Source organism: Streptomyces longispororuber (assembly GCF_014656095.1).
Taxonomy (GTDB): domain Bacteria; phylum Actinomycetota; class Actinomycetes; order Streptomycetales; family Streptomycetaceae; genus Streptomyces; species Streptomyces longispororuber.
On record NZ_BNBT01000080.1, the window covers coordinates 1 to 19,169 of the forward strand.

General features: G+C 74.2%; 12 protein-coding genes and 2 pseudogenes. 9 read left to right on the top strand and 5 right to left on the bottom strand.

Translation table 11 applies throughout. The features are described 5' to 3' along the window. Positions 1-158 precede the first annotated feature (158 nt). From IE330_RS22940 to IE330_RS22975, 7 genes and pseudogenes are all read left to right on the top strand, one after another. Positions 159-2,600, top strand: coding sequence for a glycoside hydrolase family 65 protein (locus IE330_RS22940; RefSeq protein ID WP_190137978.1), 2,442 nt, complete (start codon positions 159-161; stop codon positions 2,598-2,600). A 317-nt stretch (positions 2,601-2,917) separates the two neighbouring features. Then, positions 2,918-3,256 (top strand): histidine kinase, encoded by a 339-nt coding sequence (locus tag IE330_RS39150; RefSeq protein WP_229925851.1) that lies wholly within the window; start codon positions 2,918-2,920, stop codon positions 3,254-3,256. A 103-nt stretch (positions 3,257-3,359) separates the two neighbouring features. After that, positions 3,360-4,027, top strand: a pseudogene (locus tag IE330_RS22950) (response regulator). Positions 4,028-4,152: 125 nt separating this feature from the next. Further along, positions 4,153-5,094 carry an ATP-binding cassette domain-containing protein gene (locus IE330_RS22955; RefSeq protein WP_190137979.1) on the top strand — a complete coding sequence of 314 codons (942 nt, stop codon included), beginning with the start codon at positions 4,153-4,155 and terminating at the stop codon, positions 5,092-5,094. Next, positions 5,091-8,060, top strand: a complete 2,970-nt coding sequence (locus IE330_RS39900; protein WP_308439035.1) for an ABC transporter ATP-binding protein — start codon at positions 5,091-5,093, stop codon at positions 8,058-8,060. Before IE330_RS22955 ends, IE330_RS39900 begins: the two co-directional genes overlap by 4 nt. A 245-nt stretch (positions 8,061-8,305) precedes the next feature. Continuing rightward, positions 8,306-9,754: an MFS transporter gene (locus IE330_RS22970; protein WP_229925852.1), complete on the top strand. Its 1,449-nt coding sequence runs from the start codon at positions 8,306-8,308 to the stop codon at positions 9,752-9,754. Between the two features lie 186 nt (positions 9,755-9,940). Then, on the top strand, positions 9,941-11,383 hold the full coding sequence (locus tag IE330_RS22975; protein ID WP_190137981.1) for a hypothetical protein: 1,443 nt from the start codon (positions 9,941-9,943) through the stop codon (positions 11,381-11,383). Here IE330_RS22975 and IE330_RS22980 read toward each other — a convergent pair. Further along, positions 11,376-12,791, bottom strand: coding sequence for an NAD(P)/FAD-dependent oxidoreductase (locus IE330_RS22980; RefSeq protein WP_190137982.1), 1,416 nt, complete (start codon positions 12,789-12,791; stop codon positions 11,376-11,378). The two genes, IE330_RS22975 and IE330_RS22980, sit on opposite strands and share 8 nt — an antisense overlap. A gap of 447 nt (positions 12,792-13,238) precedes the next feature. On the opposite strand from IE330_RS22980, the gene IE330_RS22985 reads away from it, so the two are divergent. Continuing rightward, positions 13,239-14,354: an agmatinase family protein gene (locus tag IE330_RS22985; protein WP_190137983.1), complete on the top strand. Its 1,116-nt coding sequence runs from the start codon at positions 13,239-13,241 to the stop codon at positions 14,352-14,354. A 59-nt stretch (positions 14,355-14,413) separates the two neighbouring features. Here the strand turns inward: IE330_RS22985 and IE330_RS22990 are convergent, their stop codons facing one another. The 4 genes and pseudogenes from IE330_RS22990 to IE330_RS23005 form a co-directional block, all read right to left on the bottom strand. Beyond that, positions 14,414-14,707 carry a DUF6092 family protein gene (locus IE330_RS22990; RefSeq protein WP_229925853.1) on the bottom strand — a complete coding sequence of 98 codons (294 nt, stop codon included), beginning with the start codon at positions 14,705-14,707 and terminating at the stop codon, positions 14,414-14,416. Next, positions 14,700-15,269 (bottom strand): nitroreductase family protein, encoded by a 570-nt coding sequence (locus IE330_RS22995; RefSeq protein WP_268257323.1) that lies wholly within the window; start codon positions 15,267-15,269, stop codon positions 14,700-14,702. The genes IE330_RS22990 and IE330_RS22995 overlap by 8 nt, the downstream gene beginning before the upstream one ends. Positions 15,270-15,568: 299 nt before the next feature. Then, a pseudogene (locus IE330_RS23000) lies at positions 15,569-16,948 on the bottom strand (alpha-amylase); the annotation flags it as partial. Between the two features lie 414 nt (positions 16,949-17,362). Then, positions 17,363-17,575 (bottom strand): hypothetical protein, encoded by a 213-nt coding sequence (locus tag IE330_RS23005; protein WP_190137986.1) that lies wholly within the window; start codon positions 17,573-17,575, stop codon positions 17,363-17,365. A 469-nt stretch (positions 17,576-18,044) separates the two neighbouring features. On the opposite strand from IE330_RS23005, the gene IE330_RS23010 reads away from it, so the two are divergent. Next, on the top strand, positions 18,045-19,082 hold the full coding sequence (locus IE330_RS23010; RefSeq protein ID WP_190137987.1) for a LacI family DNA-binding transcriptional regulator: 1,038 nt from the start codon (positions 18,045-18,047) through the stop codon (positions 19,080-19,082). Positions 19,083-19,169 lie beyond the last annotated feature (87 nt).

The window sequence follows — 19,169 nt, forward strand, 5'->3', positions numbered from 1 at the left end:
GTGCCCCACCGCCGTGCCCCACCCACCGCGGGGCCCGGCGGCAGCCCGCGGCGCCACCACCGGGCGCCCGCACCGCCCGCACCACCGCCCCGCCGCACCGGTGCACGCACCCCCCGCCGCACCGACCTCACCGCCCCGCGCGCATCGGAGGACCGACCATGCCCGACGGCACCGACCCGGCCGTCTTCCCCGACCACGCCGACTGGACCTGGACGTACGAGGGGTACGAGCCGGCACGCGAACAACTGCGGGAGTCGCTGTGCACCCTCGGCAACGGCTACTTCGCCACCCGCGGCGCCGCCCCCGAGTGCGCCGCGGACTCCGTCCACCACCCCGGCACCTACGCGGCCGGCTGCTACAACCGGCTGACGTCCGACATCGCCGGGCTCACGATCGAGAACGAGGACCTGGTCAACCTGCCCAACTGGCTGCCGCTGCGCTTCCGCACCGGCCCGGGAGCGTGGCTGTCCCCCGACACCCACAAGCTCCTGGAACACCGCCAGAGCCTCGACCTGCGCTCCGGCACCCTCACCCGCACCCTGCGCTACGAGGACGACGACGGCCGCCGACTGGCCGTACGCCAGGTACGCCTGGTCCACATGGGGGACCCGCACCTGGCGGTGCTGCGCACCGAGTTCACCGCGGAGGGCTGGTCCGGGGACCTGGACGTCGAGTCGGCGCTCGACGGGACCGTCACCAACAGCGGCGTCGAGCGCTACCGGCGGCTGGCCGCGCGCCACCTCACCCACGCCCACGCCGGCGCCTCCGAGGACGGCGGCACGGTGTGGCTGCGCTGCCGCACCACGACCTCCGACATCCGCGTGGGGCTCGCCGCCCGCACCAGGGCCGACGCCCCCGCGCCGGTCTCCGTGCGGCACGACGACGGGCGGGCCGTGCACCTGCTGCGGCTCGCCCTCGCCGACGGGCGGACCGTGACCGTCGACAAGACCGTGGCCCTGCACACCTCACGCGACCCCGCGATCAGCGACCCGCTGCACGCCGCCGTCGACCGGGTGGGCCGCGCGCCGGACTTCACCGCCCTGCTGGCCTCGCACCGCACCGCCTGGCGGCAGTTGTGGCGCAACGCCGAGCTGGACGTCCCCACCAGCGCCGGTCCGGTCCTGCGGCTGCACCTCTTCCACGTCCTGCAGACCCTGTCCCCGCACACCGCCGACCTGGACGTCGGCGTCCCGGCCCGCGGGCTGCACGGCGAGGCCTACCGCGGCCACGTCTTCTGGGACGAGCTGTTCGTGCTGCCCTACCTGAACCTGCACTTCCCCGAAGTCTCCCGCGCCCTGCTCACCTACCGCCACCGCCGTCTGGAGCAGGCCTGCTTCGCCGCCCGGGACGCGGGGCACAGCGGCGCCATGTACCCGTGGCAGAGCGGCAGCGACGGCCGCGAGGAGACGCAGCGGCTGCACCTCAACCCGCGCTCGGGCCGCTGGCTGCCCGACCACTCCCGCCTCCAGCACCACGTCGGCTCGGCCGTCGCATACAACGTGTGGCAGTACTGCGAGGCCACCGGCGACACCGAGTTCCTGCACACCAAGGGCGCCGAGATGCTGGCGCAGATCGCCCGCTTCTGGGCCGGGCTCGCCACGTACGACGGGGCGCTCGGCCGCTACCGCATCCGCGGCGTGGTCGGACCCGACGAGTACCACGAGGCCTACCCGGGGGCCTCGCGCCCGGGCCTCGACGACAACGCGTACACCAACGTCACCGCCGCCTGGGTGCTGGCCCGCGCCCTCGACCTGCTCCGCGCCCTGCCCGGGCCGCGCCGCCGGGACCTGGACGAGCGGATCGCCCTCGACCCCGACGAGCTCGACGCCTGGGAGGACGTCTCGCGGAGACTGCACGTGCCGTACCACGACGGCGTCATCAGCCAGTTCCAGGGGTACGGCGAGCTGGCCGAGCTCGACTGGACGGGCTACCGGTCCCGGTACGGCGACATCCGGCGCCTGGACCGCATCCTGGAGGCCGAGGGCGACAGCGTCAACAATTACCAGGCCTCCAAGCAGGCCGACGTCCTGATGCTCGGCTACCTCTTCTCGCCCGCCGAACTCCGGGGCCTCTTCGCCCGCCTCGGGTACCGGCTCGACGACGCCACCTGGCAGCGCACCGTCGACCACTACCTGGCCCGCACCAGCCACGGCTCCACCCTCAGCAGCCTCGTCCACGGCTGGATCCTGGCCCGCGCCCGCCGCGCGGACGCCTGGGCCTTCGTCCAGGAGGCGCTGGCCGGGGACATCGCCGACATCCAGGGCGGCACCACCGGCGAGGGCATCCACCTCGGCGCCATGGCGGGCACCCTCGACCTGGTCCAGCGCGGCCTGACCGGCCTGGAGACCCGCGGCGGAACCCTGCGCCTGGACCCCGTCCCGCTGCCGGAGCTGTCCGAGTACGGCTTCGCGGTGCGCTACCGGGGCCACTGGGGCGTCCGGCTGCGGCTGGGCGCGGGACGGCTGAGCGTCACCGTGCCGGACTCCGACCAGGACCCGATCGACATCGCGCTCGCGGACCGGACGGTGCCCGTGGAGCCCGGGGAGTCCTGCACGCTCGTCCTCACGGACCAGGACGGGACGCGGCCGACGACGGCCTGAAGAGGCTCCCCCACTCGCGTACGGCCCGCGTACTCCTGTAGGTGTACGCGCCGTACGGCTCGGCTCCCTATCGTTCGGAGCGTGCCCTCCTCCGCAGATGCCTCCCCCCGCCCGTGGCGCCTCCCCCGGCCGCTGCCGCTGGCGGACCTGGCGGTGGCGGCGGTGGTCGCGGTGTTCACCGGCGCCGACGCCGCGGTCAACGATTCCTCGCACCGGCAGGACGACTGGCTGACCTGGCTGCTGTACGGCGTCTCCGTCGCGGCGCTCCTCGTACGGAGCCGGTGGCCGGTGGCCGTCACGCTCGTCACGGGCGCCGCGTGCGCGGGCGGCGGGAGTTGCTGGAGGAGTACGCGGACCGGGCGGTCCGCGCGGAGGCCGAGCGGGAGCGGGAGGCGGGGCGCAAGGTGCAGGAGGAGCGGGTGCGGATCGCCCGGGAGCTGCACGACGTGGTGGCGCACACCGTGTCGGCGATGACCGTGCAGGCGGCTGTGGCGCTCGACGCGCTGGACAAGCGCCCGGACCTGGCGCGGGCGGCGATGTCGCAGGTGCGGGCCTCGGGGAGGGAGGCGGTGCGGGAGCTGCCGACGGGTACGGCCCAACCACGGCGGACGGGTCCGGCGCCGACGGACACGGTCCGGCCGACGGATACGGCCTGATCGGCATGCGGGAGCGGGCCGCGTCCGTGGACGGGCACCTCGACGCGGGGCCGGTGCCGGGTGGCGGCTGGCGGGTGCGGGCCGTGCTCCCCCGGGCGGCGGCGTGATCCGGGTCGTGCTCGCCGACGACCAGACCGTGGTCCGGGCGGGGTTCCGCGCGCTCCTCGACCTCACCGACGACCTCGTGGTGGTCGCCGAGGCCGCCGACGGCGCCCAGGCCGTCGAGCTGGCCCGCACTACGCGGCCGGACGTGGTCCTGATGGACATCCGCATGCCCGGTGTCGACGGCTTGGAGGCCACCCGCGCCGGATCGCCGCCGCTCCGGAGCTGGCCGCCGTCGGCGTCCTGGTCCTGACGACGTACGAGGCGGACGAGTACGTCTTCGATGCCCTGCGCGGCGGAGCCGCGGGCTTCCTGCTCAAGGACGTGGACCCGGACGACCTGCGCGAGGGCATCCGCACGGTCGCCGCCGGGCGGTCCCTGCTGGCGCCGGCGGTGACCCGGCGCGTGATCGAGGAGTTCGCCCGGCTCACGGCGCCGCGGGAGTCGGCGCGGGAGCGACTGGCGCCGCTGACGGCGCGGGAGCGGGAGGTGCTCGCCCTGGTCGGGTGCGGCCTGTCCAACGACGAGGTCGGCACGCGTCTGTTCATGTCCCCGCTGACCGCGAAGACCCACGTCAGCCGTCTGCTGGCCAAGCTGGGCGCACGGGACCGCGCCCAGTTGGTGGTGGCCGCCTACGAGACGGGCCTGGTGCGGCCCGGCGAGCCCTGAGCCGCGGCCCGTTCGCTCCTCCGCGCCGATGAGCCCTGGGGTCCGCCCGCGTACTCCCCCGGGTGCAGCCCCCGACTCCGTACGGCGGATGTCCGGGGGTGTCCGCCGTCCGTAGCGTCGGCGGCATGATCGAAGCACGGGAACTGACCAAGCGGTACGGCGGACGGACCGCCGTCGACCGCGTGACCTTCACGGTGCGGCCGGGCCTGGTGACCGGCTTCCTCGGCCCCAACGGCGCCGGGAAGTCGACCACCCTGCGCATGATCCTCGGCCTGGACACGCCCAGCGCGGGCACCGTCACCGTCGACGGCCGCCGCTACGACCGCCTCGCCGCGCCCCTGCGCGAGGTCGGCTCGCTCCTGGACGCGCGAGCGGTGCACGGCGGGCGCGGCGTCCGCTGCCACCTGCTCGGCCTGGCCCGCTCCCACGCGATCCCGCGGCGGCGGGTCGACGAGGTGCTGGAACTCGCCGGCCTGGACGGCGTCGCGGACCGGCGGGCCAAGGGGCTCTCCCTGGGCATGGGCCAGCGGCTGGGCATCGCCGCCGCCCTGCTCGGTGACCCGGAGGTGCTGATCCTGGACGAGCCGGTCAACGGGCTCGACACCGACGGCATCCGGTGGATCCGGTCCCTGCTCGGCTGCCAGGCCGCGCAGGGCCGTACGGTCTTCCTCTCCAGCCACCTCATGAGCGAGATGGAGCTCGTCGCCGACCGGCTCATCGTCATCGGGCGGGGGCGGCTGCTCGCCGACACCGGGATGCGGGAGTTCATCGAGGCGAACTCGCAAGGCGTGACGCGGGTACGGACGGCCGCGGCCGAGGCCGGACGGATGCGGGCGGCGCTGGAGGGGCGCGGGGCGACCGTGGGCCCGGCCCCGGAGGGCGGCTGGCGGGTCACCGGCCTCGGCCCCGCCGAGATCGGCGAACTCGCCCGCGCGCACCACCTGGCCGTCCACGAGCTGACGCCGGTCCTCTCCTCGTTGGAAGAGGTCTACACGGCCATGACCCGCTCCAGCGTGGAGTACCGGGGCAGCGCCACCCACCACCCGAAGGGGGCGGCGGCCCGATGAGCCCGACGCGTACGTACACCCCTGCCGGGCGCCCCGGCTTCCGGCACCACCTGGCCTTCGAGTGGACCAAGTTCGCCGGCCTCCGCTCGACCCGCTGGACGGCTGTCGCCACGGGCCTGGTGACCGTGGTGGGCGCGGTCTTCGTCGGGCTCAGCGGCAGCTTGCGGGAGGACGACACGGTCCTCGGCGGCAGCCTGACCCTCGGCGTGGTCTCGCTGATGACGGCCGGTGTGCTGGGGGCGCTCACGGTGTGCGGCGAGTACTCCAGCGGCACCATCACCGCCACGCTCACCGCCGTGCCCCGCCGGGGCCGCGTGCTCGCCGCCAAGGCCGCCCTGCTCGCCGTACTGCTGTACGTGGTCGCGCTGTTCTCCTGCACGGTGGCGTACCTGCTCGGCGACGCGGTCCTGGAGGACGGCCGGTACGCCCCCGGCGAGCCGTGGCCCGCGCTGTTCGGCATCGCGGCGCTCTTCGCCGCCGTGGGCGTCCTGGGCCTGGCGATCGGCGTCCTGCTGCGGCACTCGGCCGGCGCGGTGACGGCCGTGGTGGCGGTGATGCTGCTGCCCTCGCTGTTCGGCCCGCTCCTGGGGGACCCTCCAGCGCTGGGTCGCGGGCGCGGTCCCGACGGCCGCCCTGGAGAAGCTCACCCAGACGTCCGACGCGAGCCCGGACACGGTCGGCTCCCTCGGCGCCTGGCCGTCCCTGGCCCTGGTGACCGCGTACACCCTGCTCCTGCTCGCCACGGCACACCACCGCTTGCTGCACCGCGACGTCTGAGCCGGGAGGGGCAGCTCGGGCGGGGGCCCGCCACCCACGGCCGCGGGGTGCCCGGCACTGCACCAAGAGACCACAACCCGCAAGGCACCCGGCCCGTGCGGCGTTTCGGCCACCCCGCGGCTCGGTGGGGTCCGTTCGCCGTACGGGTCGGTGCATCCGGCAGTCGTCGCCGCCCCGCGTCCGTGCGGGACCTGCTTCGTCCGAAACACGTGTGTGCGAACGGCTGCGGCTCGTCGTTGAGTGCGGCATCACCGAGAAGTGCGGCCACGAAGGCCGAACCCCGCTCAGGAGGTGCGCAGTTGACGACGTCCGACCACTCCCGCGCGAGCACCGCCCCGCCGCCCCCGCCACCGCCGGCCGATCTGCGGTTCGCGGCCAAGGACGCGGCCAACCGGTTGGCGGGGATCACCGTCCGTACGGTCGTACGTCGTCTGCCCGCGGCCGTGTGGTGGACGCTGAGGATGGCGTGGCGGGCCGACCGCCGGGCCGTGCTCCTGCTGGGCGTGTGCCAACTGGTCGCCGGGGCCTCCCAGGCCGTGCTGCTGGCCGCCACCGCCCGCGCCATGCGCCCCCTGCTGGGCGGGGCGGACGCCGCCTCCCGCATCGAGGCCGCGCTGCCGGCGCTGGCGGTGGTCGTCTGCGCCGCCGCCGTGGCCAGGGTGTCCACCGTGCTGGGCTCCTACGCCTCGGGGCGGGTCACTCCGCTGCTGGTCTCCCGGGCCGACACCCGCTTCGTGGAGACGGTGTGCCGGGCGGAGATGACGGCGATGGAGGAGCCGGGCTTCCACGACGAGAAGACGGCGGCGAAGGCCGGCGTGCAGCGCACCGCGAACCTCGTCACCGACGTGCAGCGGTGCATGTCCGCGCTCATGCAGATGACCGGCGCCATGGGCGCGCTCACCCTGCTGCACCCCGTCCTGCTGCCGCTGATCGCGCTGGCGATCGTCCCGGCCGGGGTCGGTGAGGTCCTCTCCGCGCGCATCAGCTACCAGACGCACTACCTGAACCTCGCCGACGAGAACGTACGGCACATGGTGCGCTGGTGGGCGACCGTGCCCAAGCACGCCGCCGAGGTCCGCGCGAACGGCATGACCGACTACGTGCGGTTCTGGTACGCCTCCATCTCCCGGCGCATGGACGCCCGTACCATCGCCGCCGCTCCCCGCAAGGCGCGCACCGTGCTGGCGGCCGCGGCGGTCGGCGGTGCCTTCCAGGTCCTCATCTGGGGCGCCCTGGCCTACCTCGCCACCCACGGTCACCTGGGCCTGGCCGTCGCCGCCACCGCGATCGTCGGGCTGAAGGCCGTGCTCGCCTCGCTGGGCACCGCGGTGACCTACGCGGCCAACATCCTGAACACCGGCATGTACCTGGAAGACCTCCGCACCTTCCTGCGGCGCGCCGAACGCGCGGCGCGGCAGCGCGGCACCCGGACGCCGCGGGCCCCGGCGACGGTGCGCGTGGACAGCGTGTCCTACACGTACCCGGCCAAGGACCGGCCCGCCCTGGACGGGCTGTCCCTCACCCTGGAGCGGGGCGAGGTCGTCGCGGTCGTCGGGGCGAACGGAGCGGGCAAGTCCACCCTGATGAACCTGATCACCGCGGTGACCCTCCCGGACAAGGGCCGTGTCCTGTGGGACGGCGTCGACACCCGCGACCTCGACGCGGACGCCGCGTGGCGCCACACCGGCGTCGTCACGCAGGACTTCGCCAAGTGGCCGCTACGGGCCCGCGAGAACGTCACCCAGGGCCAGCCCCGCACCCACCACGACGACCCCGTGTGGGAAGCCGTCGACCAGGTCGGCCTGCGCGAGGCGATCGACGACCTGCCCCACGGCCTCGACACCCTCCTGGCCCGCGAGTGGTTCGGCGGGGCCGAACTCTCCGGCGGCCAGTGGCAGCGCTTCGCCTGCGCCCGGGCCCTGTACCGCAAGCCGGCCGTACTGATCCTCGACGAGCCCACCAGCCAGCTCGACGCCCGCGGGGAGCACCAGATCTTCACCGCCCTCAAGGCCATGAGCCACGACCGGATCACCGTGATCGTCACCCACCGCCTGGACAACACCCGCCTCGCCGACCGCGTCCTGGTCCTCGACCACGGCCGCGTCGCCGAGCAGGGCACCTTCGACACCCTGCGCGACACCCCTGGCTCCCTCTTCGCCGAGATGTACGCCCTCTCCCAGGACCGGTAGGGCCGCGCCCGGGGCCTGCCGGACTGACGGCTCCGCCGGGGCGTCGGCGCCGTGGCCCGGCTCGGCGCCGGCTGCTCCGTTTGCCCCAGCCCGAGAGGCCGTACGACCGTCCCGCCACATACCATCGCCGCCGGAGCGGGGCGCGGGCGCAGGTGTGTGTCAGCGAGGGCCGCGTGTCCTTCCCGGCGCGGTGCCGGCACCCGCGTCGCCGGGTCCCTGCTGAGCGACTGCCCTGAGGAGCACGTGTGCCGCCCCTGCCCTCCTCGCCCGGCCCGGAGCGCGGGTGCGGGAACGCCCCGGACGAGCGCCGTGTCGTCGCCACGGTCGCCGTGGCCGTCCTGGGTGTCTTCACCGTCTACCTGCCCGTCAACGGCGTCGCGGGGGCGCTGAACGACATCGCCGACTCCACCGGCGCCGGGACCGCCCAGTTGCAGTGGGTGTCCGACGCCTACGTCCTGCCGATGGCGGCCGCGATCCTGTCCGCCGGCGTGTTCGGCGATCTCCACGGGCGCCGCCGGGTCTTCTCCCTGGGCCTGGCCCTGACCGGCACCGGCGGGCTCGTCGCGGCGCTGGCGGGCCTGCTGGGCAGCGGCGCCGTGATGCCCGTCCTCTGGGCCGGGCAGGCCGTGTCCGGCCTGGGCGCCGGGCTGCTGCTGCCCACCACCCTGGCCCTGATCGCCCACGCCGTCCCCGACGCCGACGACCGCGGCCGCCACATCGGGCTGTGGGCCGCCGGGGTGGCCGCCGGACTCGCGCTCGGCCCCCTGCTGTCGGGAGGCATCCTCGAAGTCGCCCCCTGGGGGTGGATCTTCGTCCCGGCCTCCGTCCTCTCCTTCGCCACGCTCGTCCTCGGCCACCGGTGCCTGCCGGAGTCGCGGAGCCCGGAGGGCCGCCGGCTGGACCTGCCCGGTCAGCTCACCGCCGCCCTGGCCATGGTCGGCCTCATCTTCGGCGCCATCGAGGGCGGCTCCCGGGGCTGGACCTCCGTCACCACGGTGACCAGCCTCGCGGTCGGGGTCCTGGCCCTTGCCGCCTTCGTCGCCGTCGAGCGCCGCGCCGCCGCGCCGCTGATGGACCTGCGGCTGTTCGCCTCGCCCGGCTTCGCCACGGCCGCCTTCGCCTCCGTGATCGCCCTGTTCGCGACCGTCGGCTTCACGTTCCTGATCAGCCTGTACCTGGGCGCCGTCCACCACCACTCCGCCCTGGAGATCGGCATCCGGCTCTTCCTCTTCGCCGGGGTCAGCGCGGTCGTCAACGTACCGGTCGGGTGGCTGATGCGTCGCGTACCGCCGCTCGCGCTGCTCACCGCCGGACTCGCCGTGGCCACCGCCGCCGTCTTCCTGTTCACCCAGGTCGGCCCCGGCACCGGGTTCCCCGGCCTCGCCTGGCGGCTGGCCCTGTTCGGTGTGGCCGTCTCCCTGATGCTCACCTCCGTCACCGTCGTCTCCGTCAACGCCGCCCCCTGGGAACTCGCCGGCATGGCCTCCGCGACCAGCACCGCGCTGCGCCAGTTCGGCGGCGCCCTCAGCCCCGCCGTCGTGGGCTCCGTGTACGCGGGTGGCCTCACCGGCGGCGCCACCCCGACCTCTGCCTTCCACACCGCCCTGGTGGTTGTCGGCGCCCTGCTGGCCGTCGGCTTCCTCGGCTGCCTGGCCGTCCTCGTCGCGGGCCCACACGACGCGCACCCCGCCTGACCGGCCTCGTTCCCGACAGGCGGTCCCGGAGCGCCCTCCCTGCCCGGCCCGGACCCGGGTTGCCCGTCGCGCGTCGGCTCCGATAATGGAGATGACCATTCACGCCCGATTTGCTCACATGTGTCCATGCAGATGAGTGCCGTACGGAACCCGTGCGGCGCCGAACGCGGAGCTTCGGGAGGATGTGTGCGTACCCACGACACCCCTGCCGGTGGAGAAGCACCCCGCGCAGGGTGCCGCTTCCTCGCGGACACCGACGAACCGTCCCCCACCGACGAACCGCCCGGTGCCGACCGAACGTCCCCCGTCGACCAACTGCCCGGCCCCGACGAACTGCTCGTCATCAAGCAGACCGAACGCCCCGGTGAGCCCGCCGTCCTGCACCGGTACGACGCGCCCGCGGACCCCCGCCCCCGCCCCGTCCCCGGCACCCGGGGCCTGTGGCGGACCGCGGCCGACGGCGTGCCGGACCAGGACAAGGCGGTCCGGCGGGCGTTCCAGCGCGTGCGCGCGCTCGGCGCGTACTTCGGCGCGGGCGAGTGCGCGACGGGCCCCGACGCGCTGATCGTGCAGAGCCGCAGGGACCGGGCGCACAAGGCGGTCTTCGCCGGGGCCGAGTTCCGCGGCAGCCGCCACCGCCTGCACATCAAGGGAGCGCGGAAGCTCACCGGTACCGCCAAGGACGCCGAGCGCGCGGAACTGGTCAGCGGCGTCTGCCTGTTCAGCCACCGGAACCTGCGCTTCGTCGACGAGCACGGCGACTGCGCGGAACTGCTGCGCGCCGACGCCGCTCCCCCGGCCGCCCGGCTGCGGTCCGTCACCGTGGAGGACGAACTGTCGCTCTACGAGTACGAGACGGTCCTGCGTCAGTCACGCGTGATCGGCGACGTGGCCGCCATGCTGCCGCCCTCCCTGCCCCTGACCGTCACCGTCGACGTGCCCCGCGTGCAGTACTACCTGTACCTCCTCGACGCCTACCAGGGCGGCCTGGTCACCACCGAACTGGCGCAGCGCTACTTCCGCCTGGTCGACAGCCGCTACACCCGGGTGCTCGACCTGTTCCGCCGCCGCATCCGCCGGGCCCTGGACGCCGCGGGCCGTACGGACGTCGCCGTGCGCACCGCGCCCGGGCTCGACCCCTTGGCCGAGTGCCTGGCGGAGGCGGTGGCCACCGGGGACGTACCGCACGACGACGACCTCCTCGCCGTGATGATCGCCACCGGCGACCCGATGTGGAAGGAACTGCGGGAGCTCGACGTCCCGCACGACCGCCACTGCCTCGGATACACCAGCTACCTGGTGGAGCTCCTGCGGGCGGTCGGCCTCTCCGACGACGGCAGGGGCGCCCTGGGCATCAACGTGGACAGCTTCGGGGAGGCGCTGCTGTTCGACCAGGCACGGCAGTTGCGGCAGGAACTCGACGCCCCGGACGACGACCCGCCGTTCCTGGGTCTCTACGCCGCCGAGACGGTGCAGACGCTGCGCCCCGACGGCCACGTGGCGTCCCTGTACCTGACCGACCCCGGGCGGTACGCGCTGGGCGAGGACGGCGTTCCCGTCGACCTCTTCCGCCTGCTCGACGGGGTGTACGCCCAGCCGTCGAACGCCCCGCCGCCGGACCTCACTTGAGGTAGGCGACGAGCAGCGACCACAGGGCTTCGGGCACGGGGGCCTGCTCCCAGGTACGCCGGACCGCCGCGCCGCGCGGGCCGCTCCCGTCGGTGACCAGGCTGCGCAGGCCGTGGTGCAACAGGTCGGCCAGGACGCCCTGCATGTTGGTCGGCGTTCCCTGCGGAGGGAGGAAGAGGTCCACCAGGTCCGGCAGCCAGTGCTCCAGCGTTTCCGGCAGGGCGTGCGGGGTGATGGTGCGGGTGGGGTCGAAGGGGTGCGCCTCGACGGTGGCCCCGGTGAGGTGGTTCGCGATCATCTCGGCGACGCGGGGGGCGAGGAGCATGCCGTTGCGGTAGGTGCCGGAGGCGATGAGGACCCGCGGGTCGGCGGTGCGGCCGACCAGCGGCAGGTGGTCGAGCGTGAAGGGCCGGTAGCCGACGCGGGTGCCGACGACCTGCCCCTCGTAGAGCCGGGTGTTGAGCTCCTCGCCCGCTTCCCGCAGCAGGTCGGTGAGTTCCGTGACCAACGGGTGGGTGACGGCGCCCGTCGGGGTGAGCCGGTTGGTGGCTCCCAGGTAGACCACGCCGTCGGCGCGGGGCACCAGGTGCATGCCGCAGGCGAAGTCGCGCATGGGCGTACGGATCGCCGCGGGCAGCTCCGTGGGCACGTGGCGCAGCAGCACGCTGACCCCCTTGCCGGCCAGCATCGGGGGCAGCGCCAGGTCCAGGTCCCCGCTGCCCGCGAGCAGGTCGGACAGGCCGACGCCCACGGCCAGGACGACGCGCGGCGCACGGATGTCGGGCGCACCGGCGCGGGTGACGGCCACGTCCGCGCCCGCCGACGGGCGCAGGCCGGTGGCGTGCTCCTCGCTCCACTCCACGCCCTCGTGGGCGAGGAGGACGTCGGTCAGGGCGCCCATCAGTTCGCCCGAGTCGACGGTCGCCTCGGTGGGCAGCCACAGCGCGCCGTGGGCGGCGACGGACCGGGCCGGGGACAGGCCGGGCACGTCGGCGGGGTCGTGGCGCTCCGCCGGGTGGCCGTGGGCGCGGGCCGCGTCGGCGATGGCGTCCAGCTCGGCCGCGTCCCCGCGGCCCCCGGTGGTGGCCACCACCCACAGCCCCGGCGTCAGGGCGAGGGGCCGGCCGCTCGCCTGCCGCAGCAGGGGCAGCCAGGAGTCGTACAGGGCGCGGGCGGCGACCCGTTCGCGGACTTCGAGGGCGACGCGCTGGGAGTTGTCGGACGCGGCCACCTCGCTGAACGGGGCGAGCATCGCGCCCGCCGCCCGGGACGCCTGTCCCTGGTGCTCCCCGAGACGCGGGCCGACCAGACGCACCCGGAGCCCCCGGCGGGCCGCCTCCCAGGCCGTGGCCAGGCCGATGACGCCGGTGCCGAGCACCACGACGTCCGCGTCCGCGGGCCTAGCCACCGCGCACCGCCGCGGCCCCGTCGCCCAGGCGCGGACCCGGGCCGGCGTCGCCGCCCGCCCCGCACGACCGCGAGGTGTCCGGCATGTCACCTCGTAGCATCAGCTTTCCTTCCGGACGGTGCGCCGACGGCTGAGCGGCCCCGCGGCCGGGCGGCCCGGGGACCGGCCCGAGCCGGGGCGCGGACCACGCGCGCTTCGCCACCAACGATCCGCACGGGCCATCCCCCGCGCACGCCCGGTTGCGCCGTCCGAGGCCCGGCCGCCGCGGCCGGGCAGCGCCGCCGCCGAGGCAGGGCGCCGCCGCCGCGCCTCGTGGAGGCGGTGCGCCCGAACCTGCGGGGTGCCGACCTCGGCCCCGCCTGCTCGAATGGTGTGAGGTGCGCGGGAACCGGCCGGACGCCGGCGGCGCCGGGCACCGCCCGGGCGCGACACACCGAGGGAGCCCCCATGGAAGACGTACCGGCGGATGCCTGGAGACGGACGGTCGACCGTACGTCGGAGCCGGGACGCGAGCCCGGCCCCATCAACCTCCAGCGCTACGCGTTCGCACCGCCCTACGCGGGCATCGCCACGCTGTTCGGGCTGCCGCTGTGCCTCAACCAGGACGACCTGCGCGCCGGTCGGGTCGACGTGGCGGTCCTGGGGGCGCCCGTGGACATGTCCACGGGGCACCGGGGCGCCGCCTTCGGCCCGCGGGCCATCCGGGCGGACGAGCGGTGCCTGCCGCACAGCCCGCACCTGCTCATCAACCCGAGCACGCGCGTCAAGCCCTTCGAGGAGCTGACGGTCGTCGACTACGGCGACGCGGCGGTGGACCTGTTCAGCATCGACAACTCCATGGAGCCGATCCGCGCCCTGGTCCGGGAGATCGCCGAGACGGGCGCCATCCCCATCGTGCTCGGCGGCGACCACTCGATCCTGTGGCCCGACGCCGCCGCCGTGGCCGACGTCTACGGGGCGGGCAACGTCGGGGTCGTCCACTTCGACGCGCACCCGGACTGCGCCCCCCATCTGGCGGGCCATCTCGCCTCGCACGCCACGCCGATCCGCCGGCTGATCGAGGACGAGCACATCCCCGGACGCAACTTCGTCCAGGTCGGCCTGCGCAGTGCCATCGCGCCCGAGGACGACCTGCTCGACTGGATGCGCGAGCACGGGCTGCGCGCGCACTTCATGGCCGAGATCGACCGGCGCGGGTTCGACGTGGTCCTCCAGCAGGCCATCGAGGAGGCCCTGGACGGTCCTGAGTACGTGTTCGTGTCCCTGGACATCGACGTGCTGGACCCGGCCTTCGCGCCCGGCACCGGCACCCCCGAGCCGCCGGGCCTGACCAACCGCGAACTGCTGCCGGCCATCCGCCGCCTCTGCCACGAGGTGCCGGTGGTCGGCATGGACCTCGTCGAGGTGGCGCCCCACCTGGACCCCGGCTGCACCACCACGATGAACGCCCGCCGGGCCGTCTTCGAGGCGCTGTCCGGGATCGCCGCGCGCCGCAAGGGCCTGCCCGGACCGGATTACCTGGACCCGCGGGTCGCCGGACCGCCGCCCGACCGGCAGGCGTAGCGGGATCGCGCGACCCGCCTCGCACGCGGCGTCCGGGTCAGGGGTACGGGTGCGTGGACTCAGTCGCCCGTACGGGGCTCGGTGGGCCGGGTCACGGCCACGGCCACCTGCTCGCACAGCTCGTCCAGGAAGGCGGCGGTGTGGTCGTGGTTCTGCGGCCCGGTGAGCACGTCCTCGATCCGCTTGCGGACGGTGACCAGGCGCTGCTCGCTCGCGTCCGCCTGTTCGAGCAGTTCCAGGACCCGGCAGGCCGCGCCCAGGCAGCGCATCGGCCCGTAGTCCTTCGGCTCGTCCAGCAGCCCGCGGGCACTGGCCAACAAGTTCGCGACCAGCAGGACGAGTTCCTCACGCACCGGCGAGGGGAGTGTGCTGTCCGAAGAGGTCATAGCTGATCACCTCCCTTCTGGGGCGGCGCTTGGACCTGTGCCGTTCGCCTGCCGGATAGCCCATCGGCACCATGAACACCGGCTCGATGTGGTCGGGCATGTCGAGCAGCACCCGCAGCACACCGGTCCGGAAGCTGGTGACGGGGCAGGCGCCCAGGCCGTAGGCGTGGGCCGTCAGGAGCAGGGTGTTGACCGCCATGGTCACGCACAGCTCCGGCGCGCCGTCGTGCGAGGCCAGGTCGAGGCGGCTGCCGTCCACGCAGGCCACCACCACGACGGGGGGCTTGCCCACGAGGCCGGGGGAGAACGCGCGCAGGCGGCGCAGGGCCGCCGCGTCGCGCACCACGACGAACGACCACGCCTGTGCGTTGCTCCCGGTCGGGGCGGACAGCATGGCGTCCAGCAGGTCGTCGAGGACGCGCTCCTCGATGAGCGCGGGGGCGTAACTGCGCACGGCACTACGGGTACGTACGATCCGCGCGAACTCCTCCGGCGACAGGGCGTCACCGCGTCGGCCATCATCCGTCACATGTCCGGTATATCCCTCCCCCGGTCGCGCAGCCACCCGGGACACCGGGACGTGGCCCGGCCGCTGCCCCGGGCGGACCGCCCGGCGGAAGCGAACCGCCGGGCGGCCTGGGCCGGGGAGGGGACCGGTGCCGGTCTGCGGGCCGGTACCTGACGGGCCGGACGAGGGACGGCGCCGGACACCGTGCGCGGCGCACAGGACGAGGCGCGGTGCACAGGACGAGGCGCGGTGCACAGGACGAGGCCCGGCGCTCAGGACGTGGCCCGGCGCTCAGGACGTGGCGCGGCGGCCGGGCGTCAGCACTTCCTGGCGTCGGCGTGCAGGGCCAGCGCGGTGTCCGGGGCGACGGCGGCCCGGAAGCGGCCCGAGCCGTCCACGGTGACCTTCCTGCCGCTCTGGACGTCGCAGTAGCTGCCCGGGGCGAGGGACGTCTGGAAGGTCCGGTCGACGGTGGAGCCCTCGTGGTTGATCACCACGTAGGCCTTGTTCCCGCGGCCGAACGCGATGGCGTCGTTGCCGTTGTCCCACCAGTGGGTGACGCCGGTGCCGCGCGCGGTGTTGCGGAACTTGACCATGCTCCTGATCTCGGGCCAGGCGTGCTGGCACTTCCAGCCGTCGCTGTAGCACGCCTTGACGTGGCCGCCCTCGGGCGAGCCCGCGTCGGGGTCGCTGAACTCGTAGCCGGAGTGCACGTCCGGGGAGCCGTAGGGCCAGGCCAGCATGAAGACGTGGGCGAGGGTGTACTTCGCGCCGTCCTTGTAGGAGAGGGACTTGCCGTGGCGCTCGGTGTCGTGGTTGGTGACGAAGACGGAGGACGTGGAGCCCGGCATGTAGCCCCAGCCCTCGCCGTAGTTCTTGAGGTAGGCGAGCTTCTCGTCGTTGAGGACGCGCTTGAGGTCCCAGGCGTAGCGGAACTCCTGGGCGTCGCCGGTGGCGGTGTACTCGCTCGGCGACACCGCCTCGTTCGCGCCGTACAGCGTCTCCTGCTTCCAGTAGACGTCCGGCTTGGTCAGCCGGGACTTGATGTTCTTGAGGTCGTCGACGGGCATGTGCTTGGCCGCGTCGACACGGAAGCCGTCGACGCCGAGGGACAGGAGGTCGTTGAGGTAGGCCGCGATCCTGCCGCGGACGTACTCCTCGCCGGTGTCCAGGTCGGCCAGGCCGCCCAGTTCGCAGTGCTGGACGTTCCACCGGTCCTGGTAGTTGCCGATGGACGCCTGGCAGTCGTCCATGTCGGCGGCCGAGTACGTGCCGGGGTAGTCGTACTTGGTGAAGCGGGAGCCCGCGGAACCGGTGCCGGAGGCGTTCGTCATGTGGTTGATCACCGCGTCGGCGATGACCTTGACGCCCGCGGAGTGGCAGGCCTTGACCATGGCCCGGAACGCGGCGCGGTCACCGAGCCGGGTGCCGATCCGGTAGCTGACGGGCTGGTACGCGGCCCACCAGGCCTCGCCCTGGAGGCGCTCCTGTGGCGGTGACACCTGGACGGCGCCGTACCCGTCCGGGCCGAGCTGGTCCCTGCACGCCCTGGCCACCGACGCGTACTTCCACTCGAAGAGCACGGCGGTGACGTCCTTGCCCCCGGGCGGGGCGGCCTGCGCCTGCGGGGCTCCCGCGACGAGGCCGCCGACGGCTCCGGCGGCGAGGGCGAGGGCGGTGGCGAGCGGTCTGCGAACCATGGTCCTACGGGCAGCCATGAGGGGCCTCCAGCGTCAGTGGGGGATGGCCTTGTCCGGCAACGCGCCGCGCCCGTCAGGCCGTTGAAGATTGTTGCAGCAACATTTCACGCCGATTTCGGTCGTGACCGTACGACCCCCCGGAACCGCGGTCAACCCTTCCCGCTGAGCGGGCGTCACTCCGGGATTTCCTTGAGGTCATTCGCCGCAAAACCTTTTGCAAGACATTGCGACGGTGTTACGTTCCCCCACGACTCCGGTCCGAGCGGCCGAGGGCCCTGGCAACGGGCTCCACGCGCCCGGCCGTTCGGACCGGGGCCTCGGAACGGGGCCCGGGGCCACATCGTTTCCCCGCTGCCCCGACCGGGCCGGCGCCGGGCCCTTTCTCCGCGGCCGCCCGCGCCCTCGCGCAGCGGCTCAGGACACCCGCACGGCCGGGCTGCCCGGCGCGATCGTCGCCACCTGTCCCCGGCCGCAGTGGATGACCCGTTCGCCGAGGCCGCGGCGGTCCATCTCCGCGTGGAAGGCGCTGAGCGGCGACTTCATCACCGTGTAGTCGTCGTAGTGCACGGGCAGGGCGAAGCGGGGGCGGAGCCGTCGGGTGAGTTCCGCGCCCTGCCGGCCGTCCATGGTGACGACGAAGCCTCCCGGCAGGCGGGTGCCGCCGAGACACAGGACCGCGACGTCGGTGTCCGGGTAGCGCCGGGCGATCTCGTCGATGCCGTCGATGCCGTCGAAGAGCAGCGTCCCCCCGATCTGTACACACGCAGGCGCACCGGCCCGCCCGCCGGGCCGAACTCCAGCATGCTGCCCATGACCGGCGGCAGGAGGCCGCGCAGGAATCCGAGGGCGTGGCGGCCGGGCATCGCGGTCAGCCGGATCCGGTGACCCTCCTTGGCGAGGGTGTGGTGCTGCCCCCGTGTGCCCACGCTATGCGGCGCGCCTTCCCCGCCCCGGCCGCGCCACGCCAGGCCGGGGGCGGGCGGGCGCTCCCGCCACAGGTTGCCGAATTCCGCAGGTTCCCGGGGAAAACGGAGGCTTTCCGCAAGCTTGCACCGCTGGTGGGCAATCAGGCGGATGACAGGTACAGTCCGGTCCCATGACCGCACGGCTCGTCGACATCGCAGCGCAGGCAGGGGTCAGCGAAGCCACCGTGAGCCGGGTACTGAACGGCAAGCCCGGTGTCGCCGCGGCCACCCGGGAATCCGTCCTCGCGGCGCTCGACGTGCTCGGGTTCGAGCGCCCGCCACGGCTGCGGCAGCGCGGCAGCGCCGGTCTCGTCGGGCTGATCACGCCCGAGCTGGACAACCCGATCTTCCCCGCGCTCGCCCAGGTCGTCGCGCAGAGCCTGACCCGCCAGGGCTACACGCCCGTGCTCGCCACCCAGACCCCCGGCGGCTCCACCGAGGACGAGCTGACCGAGATGCTGGTGGACCGCGGCGTCGCGGGCATCATCTTCGTCTCCGGGCTGCACGCCGACACCACCGCCGACATGGGCCGCTACGAGGCACTGCGCGCCAAGGGCGTGCCGTTCGTCCTGGTCAACGGCTTCTCCCCGCAGGTGAAGGCGCCGTTCGTGTCGACCGACGACCGGGCCGCGGCGCGCCTTGCCGTCACGCATCTGGCCTCGCTCGGCCACACCCGCATCGGCCTCGCGGTGGGCCCCCGGCGCTTCGTGCCCGTGCTGCGCAAGATCGAGGGCTTCCAGCTCGGCATGCGTGAGCGCCTTGGCATGCCGGCCGACGACTCCGGCGAGCTGATCGAGCACTCCCTGTACTCCCTGGAGGGCGGCCAGGCCGCCGCGGGCACCCTGATCGGCAAGGGGTGCACGGCGATCGTGTGCGCCAGCGACATGATGGCGCTCGGCGCCGTCCGGGCCGCCCGCGAGCGCGGTCTCGAGGTGCCCCGGGACATCTCGGTGGTCGGCTTCGACGACTCCCCGCTCATCGCGTTCACCGACCCGCCGCTGACCACCGTGCGCCAGCCCGTCCAGGCGATGGGCCAGGCCGCGGTGCGCACGCTCCTGGAGGAGATCGGCGGCACCCCCGCCCCGCACAGCGAGTTCGTGTTCCTGCCGGAGCTGGTGGTCCGCGAGTCGACGGCGTCGGGGCGGCAGGAGGACCGCAGGTCCGCCTAGCGGCGGGCGGGTACCAGGGGGCGCCACCAGGCGCGGTGCTCGCGGTACCAGTGGACGGTCCGGGCCAGGGCCTCGTCGAAGTCGACG